The sequence below is a fragment of the Paenibacillus sp. LjRoot56 genome, from assembly GCF_964253335.1.
Taxonomy (GTDB): domain Bacteria; phylum Bacillota; class Bacilli; order Paenibacillales; family NBRC-103111; genus Paenibacillus_E; species Paenibacillus_E allorhizoplanae.
In genome coordinates this window covers 22,327-37,609 of record NZ_CAXURV020000005.1, presented here as the reverse complement: position 1 = coordinate 37,609, position 15,283 = coordinate 22,327, and the positions used below count along the sequence as shown (strand labels likewise).

12 protein-coding genes are annotated in these 15,283 nt (G+C 50.4%); 3 read left to right on the top strand and 9 right to left on the bottom strand.

The window, feature by feature from the left end; translation table 11 throughout:
* Nucleotides 1-57: 57 nt before the first annotated feature.
* On the bottom strand, nucleotides 58-816 hold the full coding sequence (locus ACSQ8O_RS32115) for a GTP pyrophosphokinase (RefSeq protein ID WP_436245198.1): 759 nt from the start codon (nucleotides 814-816) through the stop codon (nucleotides 58-60).
* Between the two features lie 135 nt (nucleotides 817-951).
* A complete protein-coding gene (locus ACSQ8O_RS32110; RefSeq protein WP_436245013.1) occupies nucleotides 952-2,691 on the bottom strand; it encodes a methyl-accepting chemotaxis protein in 1,740 nt (579 codons plus the stop codon).
* Between the two features lie 227 nt (nucleotides 2,692-2,918).
* Between ACSQ8O_RS32110 and ACSQ8O_RS32105 the strand changes: the two genes are divergently transcribed.
* On the top strand, nucleotides 2,919-3,578 hold the full coding sequence (locus ACSQ8O_RS32105) for a hypothetical protein (RefSeq protein ID WP_436245012.1): 660 nt from the start codon (nucleotides 2,919-2,921) through the stop codon (nucleotides 3,576-3,578).
* A 41-nt stretch (nucleotides 3,579-3,619) separates the two neighbouring features.
* On the opposite strand, the gene ACSQ8O_RS32100 is transcribed toward ACSQ8O_RS32105, so the two are convergent.
* From ACSQ8O_RS32100 to ACSQ8O_RS32070, 7 genes are all read right to left on the bottom strand, one after another.
* Nucleotides 3,620-5,743: a CocE/NonD family hydrolase gene (locus tag ACSQ8O_RS32100; RefSeq protein ID WP_436245011.1), complete on the bottom strand. Its 2,124-nt coding sequence runs from the start codon at nucleotides 5,741-5,743 to the stop codon at nucleotides 3,620-3,622.
* A 12-nt stretch (nucleotides 5,744-5,755) separates the two neighbouring features.
* On the bottom strand, nucleotides 5,756-6,916 hold the full coding sequence (locus ACSQ8O_RS32095) for a dipeptidase (RefSeq protein ID WP_436245010.1): 1,161 nt from the start codon (nucleotides 6,914-6,916) through the stop codon (nucleotides 5,756-5,758).
* Between the two features lie 12 nt (nucleotides 6,917-6,928).
* Nucleotides 6,929-7,900 (bottom strand): ornithine cyclodeaminase family protein, encoded by a 972-nt coding sequence (locus ACSQ8O_RS32090; RefSeq protein WP_436245009.1) that lies wholly within the window; start codon nucleotides 7,898-7,900, stop codon nucleotides 6,929-6,931.
* A gap of 120 nt (nucleotides 7,901-8,020) precedes the next feature.
* Nucleotides 8,021-8,512 carry a CcdC protein domain-containing protein gene (locus tag ACSQ8O_RS32085; RefSeq protein WP_056611078.1) on the bottom strand — a complete coding sequence of 164 codons (492 nt, stop codon included), beginning with the start codon at nucleotides 8,510-8,512 and terminating at the stop codon, nucleotides 8,021-8,023.
* 157 nt (nucleotides 8,513-8,669) lie between these two features.
* Entirely contained in the window at nucleotides 8,670-9,722 is a 1,053-nt protein-coding gene (locus ACSQ8O_RS32080) for an NAD(P)/FAD-dependent oxidoreductase (protein WP_436245008.1), read from the bottom strand.
* 882 nt (nucleotides 9,723-10,604) lie between these two features.
* A complete protein-coding gene (locus tag ACSQ8O_RS32075) occupies nucleotides 10,605-11,978 on the bottom strand; it encodes a sensor histidine kinase (protein ID WP_436245007.1) in 1,374 nt (457 codons plus the stop codon).
* Between the two features lies 1 nt (nucleotide 11,979).
* Nucleotides 11,980-12,654, bottom strand: coding sequence for a response regulator transcription factor (locus tag ACSQ8O_RS32070; protein ID WP_436245006.1), 675 nt, complete (start codon nucleotides 12,652-12,654; stop codon nucleotides 11,980-11,982).
* A gap of 140 nt (nucleotides 12,655-12,794) precedes the next feature.
* Between ACSQ8O_RS32070 and ACSQ8O_RS32065 the strand changes: the two genes are divergently transcribed.
* Nucleotides 12,795-13,622: a hypothetical protein gene (locus ACSQ8O_RS32065; RefSeq protein WP_436245005.1), complete on the top strand. Its 828-nt coding sequence runs from the start codon at nucleotides 12,795-12,797 to the stop codon at nucleotides 13,620-13,622.
* 158 nt (nucleotides 13,623-13,780) lie between these two features.
* Nucleotides 13,781-15,052 (top strand): MDR family MFS transporter, encoded by a 1,272-nt coding sequence (locus tag ACSQ8O_RS32060; RefSeq protein ID WP_436245004.1) that lies wholly within the window; start codon nucleotides 13,781-13,783, stop codon nucleotides 15,050-15,052.
* Nucleotides 15,053-15,283: the final 231 nt, after the last annotated feature.

Here is a 15,283-nt window from a genome sequence, read left to right as displayed (position 1 = left end):
GATCCTTCTATTATAGCACGAAAACACCTGCATCACCCAATTACCTTCATCTGCCATCTAGGACTCCTCTCCGCTCATGAGAGCTAGCAGCGCTTTCGGCAACGGAAATTTCTGATTGCTTATCATGATTTGATTCAAGGCTTCTTCGGCGATATCCGCCTGCTCTTCCTTAATCACACTGATCTCCGCGTGCAGCCGTTCCATCTGAGAATCGAGTGCCGCCGCTGAATTTGCTGCTTGCTTTAATTCTTCTAAGAGACGAGCGGGTACAGCTTGGTTGCCTTCATTGAATTTATAAAATATTTTATGCTCCAGGCTCGCCCAACAGTCCATAGCAATCGTACGAATTTGCACTTCCATACAGACGCGCTCTTCGCGGTCCGACATATGTACAGGCACTTCAATGAGCAAATGTAAGCTTTGATAGCCATTCGGCTTCGGATTTTTGATATAGTCTTTTTCGCTCAAAATATGAAGATCATTCTGATTTCTCAACATCTTGGAAATGACATAGATATCGGACACGAACGAGCACGTAATTCGCAGGCCGGCAATATCCTTCACACTGCCCTTAATGCCTTCGAAAGAGAGCTCTCCGCCTTTTCTCATCAGCTTTTGAAAAATCCCTTCAGGCGATTTCAACCGAGACTTCGTGTGTTCAATCGGGTTATATTCATGCAGCATCTCGAATTCTTGAACGAGGATATCAATTCTCGTCTCCATTTCATCCAGCGCAAACTTATAGGTCATCATAAAGCGTGTAATTTCGTGCTTAAACTTTTTCAAATCATTCATCGAAAACTGATTCGTAATCATATTCATACAGAATTCCATCCTTTGGTCATGGTTATTTTCCCATTCCTTGCTAGTTTAAATCATGGAGATCGCTCTACGCAAATGCAGCGATGAGAAAAGACACCGCTAGGGTGTCTTTCGTGTCCGTTGTATGAATTAGTGCATTTTATATGTATTAATCACGTCTTGTAGGTCTTGGGCAATGCTTGCGAGCATCTGGGAAGATGACGTAACCTCCTGTGAGGAAGCCAGCTGCTCTTCCGTCGCCCCAGCTACACTCTGCGACAACTCCGAGGTGATCTTCGCTACGTGCTCCATGTTGGTGACCGTTGCGGCGACTTGCTGCGAGCTTGCCGCCATTTGCTGGGCAGCCGCTGCTGTTTCCTGAATCTTGGAAGCCACTTCGTCTGCGGAGCGAACAATCGCTTGGAAACTCAGTTCGGTCCGATCGACGGATTGAAGTCCTTTTTGCACCTCAACCAGTCCAGCATCCATCGCTTTAACTGCTTCTTGTGTATCTTTTTGAATGTTGGTAACCACACCTCTGATCGCACCAACAGACTCCCCTGTTTGCGTAGCTAGCTTGCGAACCTCTTCTGCAACAACCGCGAAGCCTTTACCAGCTTCACCAGCACGAGCCGCTTCAATGGCTGCATTCAAGGCAAGGAGGTTCGTCTGCGTCGCAATTTCGCCGATCATTTGCGATACTTTACCGATGTTCTGAGAGTGCTCGGCCAACTGGAGAATCGTCTGATTCGCCTGTGTAACCGCACCGCTTAAAGCGTTCATACTCATCGTTACATGTTGAACATCCGCTTGACCGTTGCGTGCTTGTTCAGATGCATGGACCGACAGATCGGAAACGTCTGACGTCGTTTCAGCAATGCGCTGTACGCCAATCGTGATTTCGTCCATTGCGCGAGCACATTCCAGCGCGTTGATGCGCTGAGTTTCTGCTTCTGTGGCAATGGTCTGAATATCCACAGCGACATGCTGGGAGGCTTCGCTGTTTTGCTCCGAACTCGCATACAACTGCTCGGAAGAGGAGGCCACGGCACTGGACGATTCCTGCATACGAGCCATGACTTCGCGCATTTGACGTATCATCCCATTTACCGCCTGAACGAGGACGCCAATTTCGTCTTTATTACTAAAACGTAGCTCCGAAGCCGTCAGATCCCCTTCTGCCATACGATCCAGCACATGAGATGCGGCAATAACGGGTCTTGTAATGTTACGGACAATCACCCATGTAATCGCAACGGATAACAATACGGCGACGATCAATAGACTCATACCGCTTATGATGCTGCTGCGAAACGCCGCTGCATTCTTTTCCACACTTTCATCTGCGCCTTGTTGGTTGAACGCAACCATTTTGCGACTTATCGTTTGTACAAAATTATAGCTTTGTGTTAGCTCGTCATAGAGCCTAATTAGTTCAATCTCGTCTGTTGCCTTACTGTACTTGAGGTAATTGCTTTTTAGATTGCCCCATTGTTCTAGAATCATGTTGTAATTTTTCTCATCTTCTTCATCAGCTAGCGAGTTGCCGTAGCTGTTTATCGCCTTGTCACCTTTAATAATCGTCGCTTGAATGTCACGCGTTAACTCTAGCTTCACTGAGGCATCCTTCTGATTATTAACACCTACTAAATCCTTCGCAAAATGCTCCGTCAAATAACTGAATTCCTGAATCAGCTGAGTTCCGACCATCCAATTCTGAGCAATCTCCGTCATATCCTGCTTCATATTTTTCATCCTTACCATATCGGTAAGACCCAAAAATCCCATAAACAGTAGAACAACTGCAAAGGAACCAATAAGTTTTTGCTTCAAATTCATTTTTACCTGTGTACGTCTCATCCACTCTTCTAATCTAGCTGTCGATTGCATCTAAATCCTCCGAAATTTCAATTTATGAGCATTCTCTCTCTTTATCCCAAGCCTATCTTATCGGAAAAATGTAAGGAGAATTCAATAGAAACTATTAACTCAGTATGAGTTTAGCTAACATTTTCCATTTATAAAACATTCAAGTTGTCCACATAGACCCCTTCTTTTTCCAGAGGGTTGTACATAGAAATGGAGAGAGACACCCTCGAAAGGATGTGCGTCCCACTATGGAGATGCAGCACTTGCTTTCTAATCAAATGGAGCTATTTCTGCAATATGGACTAGCTATTTTCTGGACAGTTACCTATATCCTCATCATTATTCAAGGGTTCAAGGATCGCGCCTGCGGCATGCCGCTACCAGCTATTTGCGCTAACATTACGTGGGAGTTTCTCTTCGCCTTCGTGATGCCTTTCCACCCGCTGCAGATGATTGTTTCGCTCGTCTGGCTTCTTCTGGACTGTGTCATCTTGTTCCAAGCTGTCTACTTTGCCAAACCCAAATATCCACCACGGTTACTCTTGCCTGCTATCTTTTCCTTACTTGTCATAGCCTTGCTGCTCCATGTCGGCATGATCGTTGAGTTCCATGATCAAGAGGGAAAATATACAGCCTTTGGCATCAATTTGATGATGTCGATCCTGTTTATCCAGCTGCCTTTTAAACAAGAGCTCAAAGGCCAGACCATCTACATCGCCTATTACAAAATGATCGGCACCTTGTGCGCTTCCGTGCTCTGCTACTCGTTGTACCCGGATTCATTCTTACTATTGCTGCTGTGTCTACTGACCACGATAGCGGACATTGTATACATCGTGATGATTCATAGAGCTTTGCACATGACGAAAGGATCGAATGCCCAGCTAGTACCTACCCTCCGCGCCTAGCAAAAAAGACACCTCGACAAGGTGTCTTTTTCTTCCCATGCCTACCCCAAAATCGGCAGATTCACATGGCTCGGATACGCCTCCGAGTGATAAATCTTCTGCGTCACCACAACCGGCTGCGGATCCTCATACGGATTCAAGCCGGTATTCGTGTTTGGGAACGCGATCATTTTACTAGACGAAGTCACCGTAAATCGTAAGCGGTGCCCGACCGGGAAGGTATGTGCGATATTTTGCATGAAAATCGCGTACTTCTCGACTTGCCCCGGCGTAAGCAGCTCCGGTGTGTCCAAGCCGTTACGGTACTTCGCACGCACGATGTAGTTGGACAGCTTGATGGAGTTCCCCTTCGGGTCCACATCGCTTAAGGTCACAACCCAATCCGTGTCCACTCCGCTGCTCGACGCGTACAGCTCGCAAGACAGCTCGCCCGCTACGGTCACGGCCTCCGCCAACACCTCGCTCGTGTACACGAGGATGTCGCTGCGCAGCTCATGCTTCCGCATGTTCTCCGGCTCACGCTCGCCGCTATCCGCCACGGGCTCCTCCGGGTTGTACACGTAGGAGTCCGACTCAGCCTGTTGCGGCCGCTCCCCGAGTGTCAGCAAGCCATCACCAAGGCTAGAGTTGGCTCGTCCACCGCTGCCCAAATACCACTGCGTCGCCGTCGCCTCGCTTGGCGTCCAATCATCGGAGGTCCGCCACTCGTTGGTGCCGACCACATAATAACTAGCGCGCGGCTCCTGCTCGATGCCATTGGCAATGCCCTTCAAAAACCGATCAAACCAGCGCAGCACGTTCACATCGTAGTTGTACACAACGGCATCGTTGCCGAAGCTCGTGTCGAGCAGGTCACGTGCGCGGTTTGGGCCGTGTTCCCACGGGCCGAGCCAGATTTTGCGGTTCGGCACATCGTGCTTGGTGAGCATCCGCCATGTCTCCGATACGCCCGCACTGTCCCCATCGTACCATCCGGAGATGACGAACATCGGGGCCTTCACGTGCTCTCCGCGCTCGCTATATGTACAATTGCGCCAGAAATCATCATAGTCTGGATGCTCGCTCCAAATATCCCACGGACCTGAAGCCTTACCGATCATCTGCTGCGGAATCTCGCGAATCGGCCTCGCATCAACAGCCTTCTCAGGGCTGACCGCCCGCCCCCCGAAGATATCAAAATCCGTCCGCGTCCCCACCGACTGCGCCAACGTCCAGCACAGCAAAGGCCACGAACACACGGTGCCGCCCTTGCGCACCGTATCTACGAACGGCGAACCGACGTTCACTTCGTTCACGACGGCCTTCAAGTTCGGGTGCCCGCTCGTCGCTGCGGCTGTGACTACATAGCCGAGGTACGAAGCGCCCCACATGCCCACGTTGCCGTCGGACCAGTCCTGCGCAACGATCCAATCGATCGTGTCCGCGCTATCGTCACGCTCATAGAAGAACGGCACGAGTTCGCCTTCGGAATCGGCACGGCCGCGAACGTCCTGATTGACGACGGCGTAACCTTTGTTCGCCCACCGCTTAAAAAACGTCTTCCGCAAATTGCGGTCATAACACGTACGGATCAGAATTGTCGGCAGCTTCGCACCTGGCGCCACACCCTCCGGCAAATACACATCCGTCGCCAAACGAACGCCATCGCGCATCGGTACTAAATCAGTCCCAAGATCATCTACGCCAAACTCCGGTTTGGACAGCAGCGGATCTGCATACTCCACAAGCGGTGTCACGGCTTCATAACCGTCCACGACCAACACTTCCATGCCATAGCGGTTCGGTGCCACGAAAGCCACGATGCCCCCATCCACGGTCACGATATCAAGCGCGGTATCCTTACGCAAAGCCCAGACCTGCGCAACGACCTCTCTACCCGCTACTTCACCCGTGTACTGGATATGCTTCTGATACAGCTCACCATTCCCCAGCGTAACAGAGTCTCCCTGCCACTCCGCACCAGCGTAATGGGACTGATTCACACTAATTTTGTGCAAAGGAAGGATATAGCCCGCTGTCTCCGCAAGCACATTTTCCTGCATCTGCGTTCGCCGACGCGGATCCACTTTGGCATGCATGATCGCGCTATCTGTAAAACGAATCGCCCCTTCATATACGCCAGCCGCATACAGCTTATAGTTGCTCGTCCATCGCTCTCTCGTCATCTCCGCCATCCCCTATCCGCACACCGCTTCAAACACGCGCAGCCAATTTCCACCCATCATTTTGCGAACATCCTCATCCGTGTAACCTCTTGCCACCAAACCACGGGTAAAGTTAATAAAATAGCTATATGTCTCAAGCCCCTTCACCGTTTCCGTCGAGGGTCCATCCCCTTTGGCGAACCCAATGCGAGGCGCGATATGCTCTTTAAAATACACCAACGACCACGCCACATCGCTCATTGGCCAGTCTGTACCAATCCCGACATGGTCGACGCCGATCAGTCTGACGAGATAGTCCATATGATCGAGCACATGCTCAATCGTCGTATCATTCGGATCCCCGTGGACAAACCACGGCATCGCGAACACGCCAATGACGCCGCCCGTTGCGGCAATGGCTCTGAATTCCTCATCGCTTTTGCAGCGCTTATGCGGGTAGATGTTCTCCACCCCTGTGTGCGAAGCAATAACTGGCGCTGTTGAAAGCCGACACGCGTCCAGCGTCGTTTGTTTGCCGCAATGACTTGTGTCGACAATGATACCTAGCTCATTCATTTTGCTAATAAAACGCATCCCGAACTTGCTCACGCCACCGTTCGCCTCTTCCATACATCCAGACGCAATATAATTCTGATTGTTATAGGTAAGCTGCAGCACTCTCAGCCCAAAATTGTACATAGCCTCGAGCAGCTCTAGATTCTTGCCTAAGCCGTCGGTTTCCTGTGCGGTTACGATCCCTGCTTTCAGGTTGTCCCGCTTCGCTGCGCGAATCTGCTCCGCCGTCACAGCCTTTACAAGCCAATCGTTCGCATCAAATTGTCGCTGAATGTCGCCCATACTGATCAGGATCTTGTCCACACTAGATACATCCAGCTGACGATTCCCTGCCGTGATACCCGAACGGTACCACTCTTCCTTAAACTCGGAGATCTCTCCGCGAGCCACCATGTCGTGAATGATTTTGCTCGGCATCGCGCTGTATGTCCATGAATCCTCTTTATACGGCTCACACGCCTCCCGAATACTCTCGGAAATAGCTTCTGGAATTGCCTTCGGTGACAGCGGTCCCTGGAACAAAAGATCGATAATAATCGAGCTCTCATGCAGCTCCCGTGCGCGTTCCTCTTGCTCTGGTGTAAGATTGAATGGATATAGTCCTTCTGTCGAATTCATCGATGCTCACTCCTAGAAGTCAATGTGGATTCCTTTGTTCGTACGAATCGCTTCTTTGTAGATGTAATGCGCTGCTGCGAGGTCCTCGCAGGCAAGTCCTAATGATTTGAACAGCGTGATGGACGTGGCGGAGCGTCTTCCTTCTTTCTCACCCACCAACAGCTCACCAATTTCAGCTAAAATGTGGCCCTCCCCAATGACTCCCTCCTGCAGAGGGATCAGGTAGTCACCCGCTTCGTTCACAGCGGACTCTGTGCGGTCCACGAAGAGCTCCGCCCGGCGTACCAGTTCGGTATCGAGCTCGCGGTCTTTCGCTCGGCAGGCGCCGATGGCATTCACATGAGCGCCTTCCTTGATCCACGCGCCCTGCACGATCGGCGTCGTCGACGCCGTCACCGTGCAAATGATATCGCTATCCGCCACAGCCGCCTGTGCGGAGGATGCACACGAGACGAGGACAGCCGGATAGCGGCTTGCCGTCTCGGCTCTCAATCTTTCGGCATGGGCTGGGTTCGGCCCCCATACCTGGATCTTCGTGATCGGGCGCACGAGCAGCATCGCCTCGATGTGCGTGCGGGCTTGCTCGCCCGTGCCGATCACGGCAAGGGTCGCGGCCTCGGGCTTAGCCAGCAACTTAGTTGCTGCTGCGCTGACCGCTGCGGTTCGGATGGCGGTGATTCGGGTGCCATCCACAATCGCCTCCAATTGACCATTGGTCGAATTGAACAGTGAGACAAAGCCTTGATGTGAAGGATACCCTTTTCCATGATTCCCCGGAAACACGGTGATCACTTTGGCGCCAACCTTCTCATCCCTTTTTAAATATGTCGGCATCAGTCCCATCACATTGCCGCCTTCCAGCGGGACAACGGAACGTAGTGCTTGAACAGCTTGTCCATTCACCAAATCGGAGAGAACCGTTTCCATGATTTCAATACAGGCTGGCATCGCAAGCAGCTCTTGCACTTCAGTTGATTTGATCACTAGTATGGGACATCACCTGCTTATATGTAGTTCTATTTATTATAGCAAAGTCCGAGGAGATGGGGAAAACTTGCAAATTGAAAAAGAGCACCCCAAGGGTGCTCCTAAACGCTTGTATTTTTAGCTAGCACTAACCCTCCGGTACTTGAGGAAGCTGCCGATACGCCACACGCAAATGTACAAATAGGCCATAACCATCGTTAACACAGCAAATTCTGATGGATCCAAGCCTTTGAAATACTGGGATAATATCAATCGGACCGCGATAACGGCAATGATCACATATTTGAAATTAGGGTTAGGCTTCGAATAGACCAAACCATCCTCCCGCTTCTCATACCCTGTATGGTACAGCATAATACTACCAAGCGCTACGCCGAGCACGCCTGCACACAGCAACTCCCAAATAGCTGGTATATGAAAAGGATGATCCGGAATATGGGTCAGTGAGTTAATACTAAGCCCAAACACAATGAGCAGCAGGAAAACGGGGATCAGCATGCCTCTTCCTTTATTCCGAATCGGCTTTGCTTTCCCTCGTGTTCTTAACCAAATGACTAAAATAATTACAACAGCGCCGATTCCATATCCAATAAGTGTTTCAGCGTTCATATTGTAGTGCTCCTTTCGATGACAAGTTCTACAGAAATTATACGGGCACTCCTCCGAATTTACCTCCGTCTAGAGACCGACACAACGAAATTGGATGAAAAAAGGGAAAAAGCACCCCGCAGGGTGCCTGTTTGAAGCTGTATGTAGCTTTTCCAGATTACGATTGAAACATTTGCTTCACTAACTCTTTGTTCCGCTTCTTAAAGGCTTGATTATGCGAAGAGACCATCCCGAACTTCTCTGCTGTAGGCTGAATGTACTGTTTAGCTTTATTCACCGCATTCGCCGCGTCTTGGAAGGCTCCCGCGATCAAATGCACTTTGCCTGGATGATTAAGAATGTCCCCAGCTGCATATAGTCCTGGCACAGAGGATTCACTGTTCGCATTACCCGCGATATAGTAATTCTCCGCTCTTGCGATCTCGATTTCACTATTCTCTAGCAAGGTCGTATCACGATCATAGCCATGGTTGATAATCACTTCATCCACCAAAACAGATGAAATTTCTCCCGTTTCATGATTCGTCAGCTCAACGCGTTCAATAGATGCGTCCTCACCAGCAGCAAACAACTTCGAAATTGAGGTATTTAAGTGGCAGATCACGGAGCTGTTCTGTAACTGCTTCACTTGGGCCTCGTGTCCGGTTAGCTGCTCTTTGCGATAGCTGAGAATGACCTGCTTGGCGACAGGCTCCAATTCATTCGCCCAATCAACAGCCGAGTTGCCGCCACCTGAAATAACGACAGTCTTGTTCTTGAAGCGCCCTAGCGACTTCACCGTGTAGTTCAAATTTGAAACTTCGTAGCGCTCTGCGCCTTCGATCTCCAGCTTTTTCGGGTTAAGGATGCCTGAACCGACAGCGACGATCACGGTTTTGGAGTAGTGCAGTTGACCTGATGTGGTGCGCAGTACGAAGATATCCTCTTCGTTTTTAGCTATTGCTTCCACTTTCTCATTCAGTACAACCTCCGGGCTGAACGTAAGTCCTTGCTCAACAAGCTGATTGATCAGCTTCGCTCCTGGAGTCGGCGTGACGCCGCCTACGTCCCAAATCATTTTTTCGGGGTACACATGTATTTTGCCGCCGAGATGCGGTTGAAATTCAATGATTTTGGTCTTCATTTCACGAAGCCCACTATAGAAAGCCGAGTACAGCCCCGCTGGTCCCCCGCCAATAACCGTTACATCAAACAAATCGTTCTCTTCCATGCTCATTTCACTCCTTCAGTCACCAATTGCGATTGAGAATCATTATTAATGAAATGATACTGCGTTTTGATGATTTTATCAACTGAAAAAATGCTGAACGCATTACGATGCCATGGGACGACTAGGGAATCAGGGCTATTGGCTTCGTTTCGCCAGAGTTAGTCCGTTTTGTAGACTATCTCTGGGACTTTAGCTCCGTTCCGCCAGAGTTAGTCGGTTTTGTAGACTAAATCTGGGAGTTCAGCTCCGTTTCACCATAAGTTAGTCGGTTTGGCAGACTAATTCTGGGAGTTCAGCTCCGTTCCTCCTGAGTTAGTCGGTTTTGTAGACTAAATCTGGGAGTTCAGCTCCGTTTCACCAGAGTTAGTCGGTTTTGTAGACTAATTCTCGGAGTTCAGCTCCGTTTCACCAGAGTTAGTCGGTTTGGTAGACTAATTCTCGGAGTTCAGCTCCGTTTCACCAGAGTTAGTCGGTTTGGTAGACTAATTCTGGGACTTTGGCTCAGTTTCTCCAGAGTTAGTCGGTTTGGCAGACTAATTCTGGGGGTTCAGCTCCGTTTCGCCAGAGTTAGTCGGTTTGGTGGACTAATTCTGGAGTTTCAGCTCCGTTCCTCCTGAGTTAGTCGGTTTGGCAGACTAATTCTGGGGTTTCAGCTCCGTTTCGCCAGAGTTAGTCGGTTTGGCGGACTAATTCTGGAGTTTCAGCTCCGTTCCTCCTGAGTTAGTCGGTTTGGCAGACTAATTCTGGGGTTTCAGCTCCGTTTCGCCAGAGTTAGTCGGTTTGGCGGACTAATTCTGGAGTTTCAGCTCCGTTCCTCCTGAGTTAGTCGGTTTGGCAGACTAATTCTGGGACTTTAGCTCCGTTTCTCCAGAGTTAGTCGGTCTACACAGGAATCCGCACGCGGAACGTGCTGCCTACCCCCTGCTGACTCTCCACCTGGATCGTCCCTTGTGCGGCATCCACAAGGTTCTTCGCGATGGCGAGTCCAAGACCATGACCGCCATCCTGCCGAGTTCGAGCCTTGTCCTGCCGGTAAAACCGGTCAAAAACACGCGGCAGGGCCTCCGGTGCGATCCCCATCCCATTATCCCTCACGTCGAGCGTGAGAAAGCGAACTCCTTTTTCCACCTTATCCACAAGAATGATGTGCACGTCTCCGCCATCCAGCGTATATTTAATTGCATTATCGATAAGTATCACCAGCAATTGCGTCAATTTGCCCCGATCCCACTCCACGTTTAGCTGGTCGGGTACATGCAGCTGCAGCGCCATCCCTTTAGCCTGCGCTGCGGGCAGCAGCTTCGTTACTACGCTTTCGGCGGCTGCTTTCACCTGGAAAGTTGTCCTCTCCAGCACGAACTCGTCAGCATCCGACCGTGCCAGCTGCAACAGCTCGCTGGTCAGCCTCGTGATGGCGTTGACCTCGTCTTTCATCCCCTTCAGCACGTTATTCGTGAAGGGATTAGTTTCATCCGCATCGAGCTGCAGCGCCTCGATGGAAGTGAGCACGACGCTGAGCGGGGTACGCAGCTCATGCGATGCATCGGCAACGAACTCGCGTTGCCGCTCATACGCTTTGGCAATCGGAATGATCGCTCTACGCGCCATACGATGACTGAACCACAGCGCGAGTACAAAGAAGAGCAGCGCCATTCCTAGCATCAGAATGAGCAATAAGCGAAAAAGCTGATGCTGAAAGGTGACTTCCTTCCCTACATATAAAGTACCGATCAACTGTCCGTTCTTCTTGAGTTCCCGATTAGTCACGAGAAACCGGGCATCCTCCCCGTTTTGAGGTCGACCTTGGACATCCATTGAGGGCTGATCGAACGTCTGCAAGGTCGTTTGCTGGGTCCGCGCTCCCTTGAACTGACCCTTCGCGATTAATGCCATCATCTGCTCTCGTAATTCCGGCTGCGTCTCATCACCTAATTGCACATTCCCTATATCGGAAATGAGGTAATAAAACGATTGATCCGCACTGATCGAGAAGGCATCCTCTACAGAGCGCGGTGGCTGACGCTTCGGATTGGTGTCCCCATCCACCCATTTCTGCAAAACCTGCAGCTCACTATTCGTTAACTCGGTCAGACGGGACCGTTGGTCGCTCCAAATCAACATGTACAGCAAGGTATACACAATGACAACGAATAGCCCAAGAAAGATCATCAGCACGCCGCTATATTGCAGCGTAAGTTTATGGCGTGTCTGGTCAAATAAATTCCCTGCAGACAGGCGTTTACTCAGCCAATTCATGTTATGCTTCAATTTTATACCCTACGCCTCTCACGCTCTGAATGAGTTCCCGAGCATCGGAAGACTCCAGCTTCTTACGAATTAATTTGATGATTGCGTCGATCGATTTTAAATTCACATCAGCATCTAAGCCCCATACTTTATCTAAAATAACCTCACGCGTAAGCGTCCGCCCCTTATTCTGCAACAGCAGATCTAAAATCTGAAACTCACGCGGAGACAACTGAATCTCTTGACCTCCCTGCCGAACCATCTGATTCGTCCGCTGCAATTCCAGCTCTCCCATTCGCACAATGTCGTCCTGCAAAGGAGCAAAGCTTCTGCGCATCAGCGCCCGCAGGCGTGCCAACAGCTCGTCCATTTCAAAAGGCTTCACGAGATAATCATCCGCCCCCGCATCCAGTCCTTCGACTCGATCTCGCAGCCCGTCTTTGGCCGTGAGCATAAGAATAGCTCCTCGATATCCAGCCTGGCGCAGCCTAGCACAGGTGTCACGCCCATCTCCCTCAGGCATCATCCAATCGAGAATGACCACGTCATAGCTAGAGGCTGCGGCATAGTCGAAGGCATCGTTCCCCGTTTGAACCCAATCGACGCTGCAGCCGGTCTTTTTTTTCAACATATACGTCGTTAGCTCGCCTAATTTCACATCATCTTCTGCTAATAAAAGCTTCATCTATCCGCCACCATCTCTCGTTCGCTCTACTACAATTAAGTATAATCTATCGCCTTCGGGCTTTCACCGTAATTTCACCAAGTGGGGTTAACATAGGTCTCATGGAACAACAAATCTACGAAAACGAAGGGAAGATCCCCATGAACATCCAAACTAAAATCATCCTCGCAAGCGCATTATCTGTTGTACTAGCAGGCAGTGGAATTATTGCTTTAAGCGCAGGCAGCCAAGTATTCGCTGCAACCGACACATCCCCAACGGCAACATCTGCCCCGCAGGATAAGCCAGCAAAGCCGAAGCCAAGACAAGGAGAAGCCGGCAAGCCAGGTGGCCCTCACGTGAATGGTCAAAATCCGCCTCCGCCTAACCACGATGGTGTGGATTGCCCGGGGCAAGGGCAAGGAGATGGCCTCCCGCCAAGCTCACCTGCCAGCTCACCTCCTTCCAACAGTGATCCCGCCAGCGGAATTACGAATCCTTCTACCTATTCCGTCGCGATTTCTGGTGGACTCACAACAGATCCGCAGGACAAAGGACGGCCAGTAGTGCTGATTGCTGCCGCTCTCGGCGTACCTACTGAGGTGTTTCGAGAAGCTTTTAGCGGAGTGACGCCATCTGGGTTAGACAGCCAACCGAGTCATGAACTCGCACAACGAAACAAAGCCGCTTTAATGAAGGTACTTGGGCCTTACGGCATCACCAATGAGCGTCTGGACGAGGTATCTAATTTCTACCGCTACAACGGGAATCGAACGGCAACTTGGCAAAAGACCTCCGCAACCGCAACAGCCATCGTCACTGATGGCGTGGTAACTGGCGTTACCATCACGAATCCGGGAGCTGGCTATTCCTCCACGCCGACAGTTAGCATCACTGGACCTACTGGCACCGTGACGGCCAAAGCCGTAGTGACGTATACGCAAGATTTTAAAACGAATGGCAGCATCACCTCGATTACCCTCGATTAAATTAGAAGGAGCCTGTCACAGTTCATCTGTGGCAAGCTCCTTTTCCCGTTAATATTTGGTGCAACTGGAACCATTCATTCTCCCAGCCGCCTTGTTTCCGCACAAAGATTGGTAGTATGATAGGGAGATACTTAAATTAACCAGAGGTAAATTAAATCATGAAGATGAGAGATTGGGACATTAATTTAAAAATCCGCCTCGGTGGAGAAACTGCTTTTAACGTTATTTTTTGGGCATTCTTTCCGTTCTTATCTATCTACTTCGCCAATTCGTTCGGTAAAGGTTGGACGGGTATTCTTCTTGTCTTATCGCAGGCGCTTTCTGTGTTCGGCAATTTGCTCGGCGGCTACAGCGCAGATCGGTTCGGACGCAAACGAATGATGGTGATCGCCGCTTTGGGACAAGCCGTCGGCTACGGAATCTTCGCACTGGCCGCTTCACCCTGGCTGGCAATGCCCGTTATGAGCTTCATCGGCTTTAGCTTCGCTAGCTTCTGTGGCTCGTTGTATTGGCCTGCCAGCCAAGCTATGGTGGCGGATGTCGTGGATGAGGAGCATCGCTCGAGCGTGTTCGCCATCTTCTATACAACCGCGAACATGGCCGTCGTTGTAGGACCTTTGCTCGGCTCCCTCCTTTATAAAGACAACCCGTATCTCGTGCTGGCCGCGGCTGCTGTAGTTTGCGTGTTACTCGCGCTCATGATGTCGCGACGGTTACACGAAACGCTGCCGAAGCAGCTAGCGGATCGCCATCGCGCACAAGCTGACACCCCTTGGTACCATGCCATCGCAGTGCAGCTGCGCGACTACAAAATCATTGCTACGGACCGTGTATTCCTGCTGTTCGTTATCGCTGGCGTGCTGCTTTCACAGACCTTCATGCAGCTGGATTTGCTTTTTCCTGTCTTCTTGGAAGAAACGATGCCGCTCACGACAATCTTCTCCTACCATGACTGGGATCTCCAGCTTACGGGTAAGCAGTTATTCGGCCTGATTGTTTCCGAGAATGGTTTATTCGTCGCCATTTTCACGGTCATCGTGACCAAGTGGATGCTGATGTATCGCGATCGCTATGTGTTCATCGGCGGGGCGCTTTTCTATGCGCTAGGCATGGTGATGTTCTGCCAGATGTCTACCTTCTGGGGATTAACCATCGCAATAGCCGTCTTCACACTTGCCGAGCTCATGTCCGCAGGACCACAGCAAGCCTTCGTGTCCAGATTGGCGCCGGATCATATTCGCGGCCAATATTTTGCTGCTTCTAGCTTGCGTTATACGCTCGGGCGCACGATAGCACCCCTATCAATCCCGATCAGCTCGTGGATCGGTTTTACGTGGACGTTCATCTTGTTGGCGGCACTTGCTGTCTTGTCGGCAGCCATCTATAACATGATGTTTAATCAGTATGATAAGCAAACTGCGCTGCAGTAGGCGAATGAGAAAAAGCACCCGTAAGGGTGCTTTTTCATTATTTGCATGGTTACGATACCTGTTTGAGGCGGGTGAGAACTCCCCGTTTGCCAGTTAGGCCTCCACTCACCAAATAACTGGAAAACACGTAGTTAATTTCGGAGATTTCATCTTCAAATTCACTTTAACTGGAAAATATGCAGGTATTTTCGCGACAAATTCACTTTTCGGCTGAAATGGGTTGATTTAGAT